At 73.0% G+C, this 4,383-nt stretch carries 6 protein-coding genes; 4 read left to right on the top strand and 2 right to left on the bottom strand.

What is annotated here, in order from left to right; translation table 11 throughout:
- Positions 1 to 754, bottom strand: a 754-nt coding sequence (locus Y694_RS19985) for a 2-octaprenyl-3-methyl-6-methoxy-1,4-benzoquinol hydroxylase (RefSeq protein WP_036235772.1), incomplete at its 3' end; no start/stop codon positions are given.
- A gap of 95 nt (positions 755 to 849) precedes the next feature.
- Between Y694_RS19985 and Y694_RS19980 the strand changes: the two genes are divergently transcribed.
- From Y694_RS19980 to Y694_RS19965, 4 genes are read left to right on the top strand one after another with little or no spacing between them, the layout of a single operon-like run.
- Complete coding sequence (locus Y694_RS19980) at positions 850 to 2,502, top strand: AsmA family protein (protein WP_036235769.1); 1,653 nt, start codon at positions 850 to 852, stop codon at positions 2,500 to 2,502.
- A complete protein-coding gene (locus Y694_RS25055; RefSeq protein ID WP_036235768.1) occupies positions 2,481 to 3,131 on the top strand; it encodes an AsmA family protein in 651 nt (216 codons plus the stop codon). The genes Y694_RS19980 and Y694_RS25055 overlap by 22 nt, the downstream gene beginning before the upstream one ends.
- Complete coding sequence (locus tag Y694_RS19970; RefSeq protein WP_197028831.1) at positions 3,128 to 3,328, top strand: hypothetical protein; 201 nt, start codon at positions 3,128 to 3,130, stop codon at positions 3,326 to 3,328. The genes Y694_RS25055 and Y694_RS19970 overlap by 4 nt, the downstream gene beginning before the upstream one ends.
- A gap of 4 nt (positions 3,329 to 3,332) precedes the next feature.
- Complete coding sequence (locus tag Y694_RS19965) at positions 3,333 to 4,184, top strand: MOSC domain-containing protein (protein WP_036235764.1); 852 nt, start codon at positions 3,333 to 3,335, stop codon at positions 4,182 to 4,184.
- Between the two features lie 7 nt (positions 4,185 to 4,191).
- Here the strand turns inward: Y694_RS19965 and Y694_RS19960 are convergent.
- On the bottom strand, positions 4,192 to 4,383 hold a 192-nt coding region (locus Y694_RS19960; RefSeq protein WP_036235761.1), incomplete at its 5' end, for a pirin-like C-terminal cupin domain-containing protein.

Below are 4,383 nucleotides of genomic sequence, written 5' to 3'. Positions count from 1 at the left end.
CCAGTCGCAGCGGCCAGGCCGCGCGGGCACCGCGCAGCGCCAGCCGGCCGGCCTGGCCGTGGCTGGCTTCGTTCAGTGCCTGCTCGAAGGCGCCGTCGTCCAGCGCCAGCAGTTCGGCGGCACGCGCGTCCGGCAGCGACCAGACCAGACCGTAGCCGCCCGCCTCGCCCGGCAGGTCGAAGGGCAGCAGCGCCAGCACGTCGGGCGCGCGGAACCATTGCCGCGCGATGCCCTGGTGCGGCTTGTCGCTGGCCAGCCGCGCGGCGATCGCGCGCTGGCCATAGTCGTGGCGTTCGACCTCGATGCCGAGCGCCTCGCGCTCGCGCGAATCCTTGCCCTCGCACAGCGCGACCAGCGCGGCCGGCGGGGCCTCGTCGAGCAACGCGACGTGCGGCGAGAAGCGCAGTGCGGTCGCCAGTTCGCGCTCCAGCGCGGCGGCATCGACGATCCATGCCAGCTCGCCGACGCACTGCTGCCACGCGCTGAAGGCCAGCGTGCCGCCGGCGTCGCCGGCGACCTGCATGTCGAGCACGCGGGTCGCGGCCGACGGCGTGGCCGCGCGCAGCGCCTCCCAGACCCGCAACTGCTGCAGCAAAGCCACCGATCGGGCGCCGAGCGCGTAGGTGCGCACATCGGGGCCCTCGGGCGCCGGGGCGCCGGACAATGCGACGCGCAGCCCGAGACGGGCGAGCGACAAGGCCAGCGCCTGCCCCACCGCGCCGCGGCCCCGCACGCTCACGTCGAAATGCTTCATTGCGATTCACATTGTAGGGAGCCCCTCGTCGGGACAGGGCCGGCGGCACAATGCCCCGACCGCCACTGCACAGGGCCCCCGCCCTGGCCTGCGTCATGCCCGTCTGGCTCCGTCGTTCGCTGATCGCCCTGGCCGTGCTGCTGGGCCTGGCCGTGGCCGCCGCGGCCTACCTCGTCGCGAGTTTCGACCCCAATCGCTACAAGGGCTTGCTGATCGACTGGATGCGCGAGCACCGGGCCCGCACGCTGGCGATCGACGGACCGATCGGACTGTCGGTCTTTCCCCGCCTCGAGGTGACGCTGCGCGACGTGAAGCTCAGCGAGCACCGGCGCCCCGACGAGTTCGCGGCGCTGCAGGAGGCCACGCTCGCGGTGCAGGTGATGCCGCTGCTGAAGCAGCGGCTGGCGGTCGACCGCGTGTCAGCGCGCGGTGTGCGCGTGCACTACCGCCGCGACGCCGAGGGCCGCCGCAACATCGACGACCTGCTGAGCCCCGCCACCGACGCGAAGGACGCCCCGGCCGCCGACGTCTCCTCCCAGGCGCTGGCATTCGACATCAGCGCGATCGAGTTCAAGGACCTGCAGGCGACGGTGAAGGACGTACCGCTGGGTCTCGACGGCCGCTTCGTCGTCAAGGAGCTCCGTACCGGCCGCCTGGCCGACGGCGCCGAGTCACCGATCCGCTTCGTCGGCCAGGCCGCGCTCACGCAACCGAAGCTGAACGCCGACGTCGAGCTCACGGGCCAGCTGAAGCTGAGCCTGCCGGCCGGCGCGCCCGCCAGCGTGGCGTTGCGCGACCTCGCGCTGTCGCTGCGCGGCGACGGCTTCGACGTGAAGCAGCTCGACGCCCGCCTCGCCGGCATGCTGGCCTACGACGGACCGAGCGGTGCGCTGCAGGCCGACAAGCTCCGGCTCACGCTGTCGGGCGAACGCCTGGGGGTGGCGCTGAAGGACAGCACGGTGGCGCTCGACGCGCTGCGCCTGGATCCGCCGAAACGCGCGCTGCGGCTCGACGCGCTCGACGTCAAGCTGGCCGGCCGCCGCGGCGAGGACAGCGTGGCCGCCCAGCTCGCCTGGCCGAAACTCGAGGTCACGGGCGACGCGCTCAAGGGCAGCGCATTGAAGGGCAGCGCCTCGCTCCAGGGCGGGCCGGCGGTCGGCACGGTGCAGATGGACTTCGAATCGCAGGCGCCGAGCGGCAGCTTCGAACGCATCCGCGTTCCGGGGCTGCGGCTTGCCGTCAAGGGCAGCGGCGCCGGCCGCAGTGTGAACGGCGAGGTGCGCAGCGACCTCACGCTGGCGCCGCAGCCGCTGGCCGCCGCGCTCGATGCGCTGCAGTTGAAGCTCAACTTCACCGACCCGGCACTGCCGCCGGTGAACCTGGCGTTGCAGGGCCAGGCGCAGGCCGGCACGCAGGACGCGAGCTGGCGCCTCGACGGCGCGATCAACGACCAGAAGTTCACCGCCGGCGGCCGCGCCGACCTGTCGAAACCGGTGCCCTACGTCGATGCCCAGGCCCGCTTCGCAGCGCTGGACCTGACCCGCTTCGTCGCGCCGTCGACCGGCCCGAAGGCCCCGCAGGCCGGCGCCAGGCCCGGCGCGGACTCCCCGGTCGATCTGGGCGGGCTGAAGGCACTCGACGGCCGCTTCAGCTTCCGCGCCGGCACGCTGGTCTACCCGCCCTACCGCATTGCCGATGCGGCGCTGGAGCCACGCTGGCTGGCGGCGTGCTGCGCGTCAGCGACCTGAGCGGGCGCGCCTGGGGCGGGCGCTTCGCGGCCCAGGCCTCCGCGCAGGCGGCCGCTGACCCGGCGGCACAGCGCATCGGCCTGAAGCTCGACGCGACCGACGTCGACATCGCCGCGCTGCTGACCGACGTGGCGCAGTTCAGGAAGCTCGAGGGCAAGGGGCGCGTGACGGCCGACGTCACGACGCAGGGCGCCAGCGTGCAGCGCCTCAAGCAGGCGCTCGACGGCAAGGCCGCGTTCCAGCTGCGCGACGGCGCGGTGCGCGGGATCAACCTCGCGAAGACGCTGCGGCAGTGGCGTTCGGCGGTCACGCTGAACAAGGACGCCGTGCAGGCCTCGAGTGCCGAGGAGAAGACCGACTTCTCGGAGATCTCCGCCAGCTTCGACATCGCCGACGGCGTGGCGCGCAGCAAGGACCTGTCTGGCAAGAGTCCGTTCCTGCGCGTGGGCGGCGAAGGGCTGGTGGACATCGGCCGCGGCCGCGTCGACTATCTCGCCAAGGCGACCGTCACCGGCACCGCCGAGGGCCAGGGCGGCGCCGATCTCGCGTTGCTGAAGGGCGTGACTGTGCCGTGCAGCTGGTCGGGCCTTTCGAGGCGGTCGACTACAAGGTGCAATGGTCGGCGGTGAGCGCCGACCTGTTGAGCGGCGCGGCCCGCGGCGCACTGGGCGACCGGGCCAAGGACGCACTGGGCGGCCTGCTGGGCGGCAGCGCCACGCCGGCGGCCGCAGCCAGCGGCGCCTCGGCGCCCTCGGTGAAGGAACAGGCCAGGGACAAGGCGAAGGAGAAGGCGAAGGACGAGCTGAAGAAGCTGTTCGGGCGCTGATGCGATGAGCGATATCGACGTGACGATTGCCGGCCTGCACGTGCACCCGGTCAAGTCCTGCGCCGGCGTGAGCCTGCCGGAAGTGCTGCTGATCGAGACCGGCTTCGAGTTCGATCGCGCCTGGATGGTGGTCGACACCGACGGCGAGTTCCTCAGCCAGCGCGAGCTGCCGCGCATGGCCCTGGTGGCCACCGAGCTGCGCCACAGCGAGCTGGTGCTGCGCGCGCCGGGCATGCTGGCGCTGCACCTCGCGCTCGACACGGTGGAGACGCCGACCCGCGTGCGCGTGTGGGACGACGAGGTGGCGGCCTACGACATGGGCGACCTGGCCGCGCAGTGGTTCAGCGACTTCCTGCGCCAGCCGCTGCGGCTGGTGCGCTTCGACCCCGAGCAGAAGCGCCCGTCGAACCGCGCCTGGACCGGCACGATCGAGGCCGAGACCGCCTTCAGCGACGGCTATCCGATCCTGGTGATCTCCGAGGCCTCGCTCGCCGGCCTGAACGAGCGGCTGGCGGCGAAGGACCTGCCGGCGGTAACGATGCAGCGCTTCCGGCCCAACCTGGTGCTGGCGGGTCTGGACGCACACGGCGAGGACCACCTCGACGAGATCGCCTTCGACACGCCAGAGGGTCCGGTGCGCTTGAAGCTGGTGAAGCCCTGCCCGCGCTGCCCGATCCCGAACGTCGACCCGGCCACCGGCGTGGCGGGCCACGAGCCGGGCGACACGCTGGCCGGCTACCGCGCCGACGAGCGCGTGGGCGGCGCGATCAGTTTCGGCATGAACGCGGTGATCGTCGAAGGCCTGGAGTGCGTACTGCGCGTCGGGCAGATCGGCGGCGCGAGCATCCGGTTCTGAGCGCGGCTCAGGCCGGCCGCCGCGCCGGCAGCGGGATGCGATCAGTCTCGCCCGGCACGCGGCCCATGCGGTCGGCTTCCCAGTCGTCGGCGGCCTGGGCGATGCGCTCCTTGCGCGAGGACACGAAGTTCCACCAGATGTGCCGCGGCCCGAGCGGCGCGCCGCCGATCAGCGCCACCCGCGCGGCGGCGCCGTCGGC

The organism is Methylibium sp. T29-B, assembly GCF_000576225.1.
Classification (GTDB): Bacteria; Pseudomonadota; Gammaproteobacteria; order Burkholderiales; family Burkholderiaceae_C; genus Methylibium; species Methylibium petroleiphilum.
Note: the sequence above shows the minus strand (reverse complement) of the source record. Positions and strands in the feature narration are given on the sequence as shown.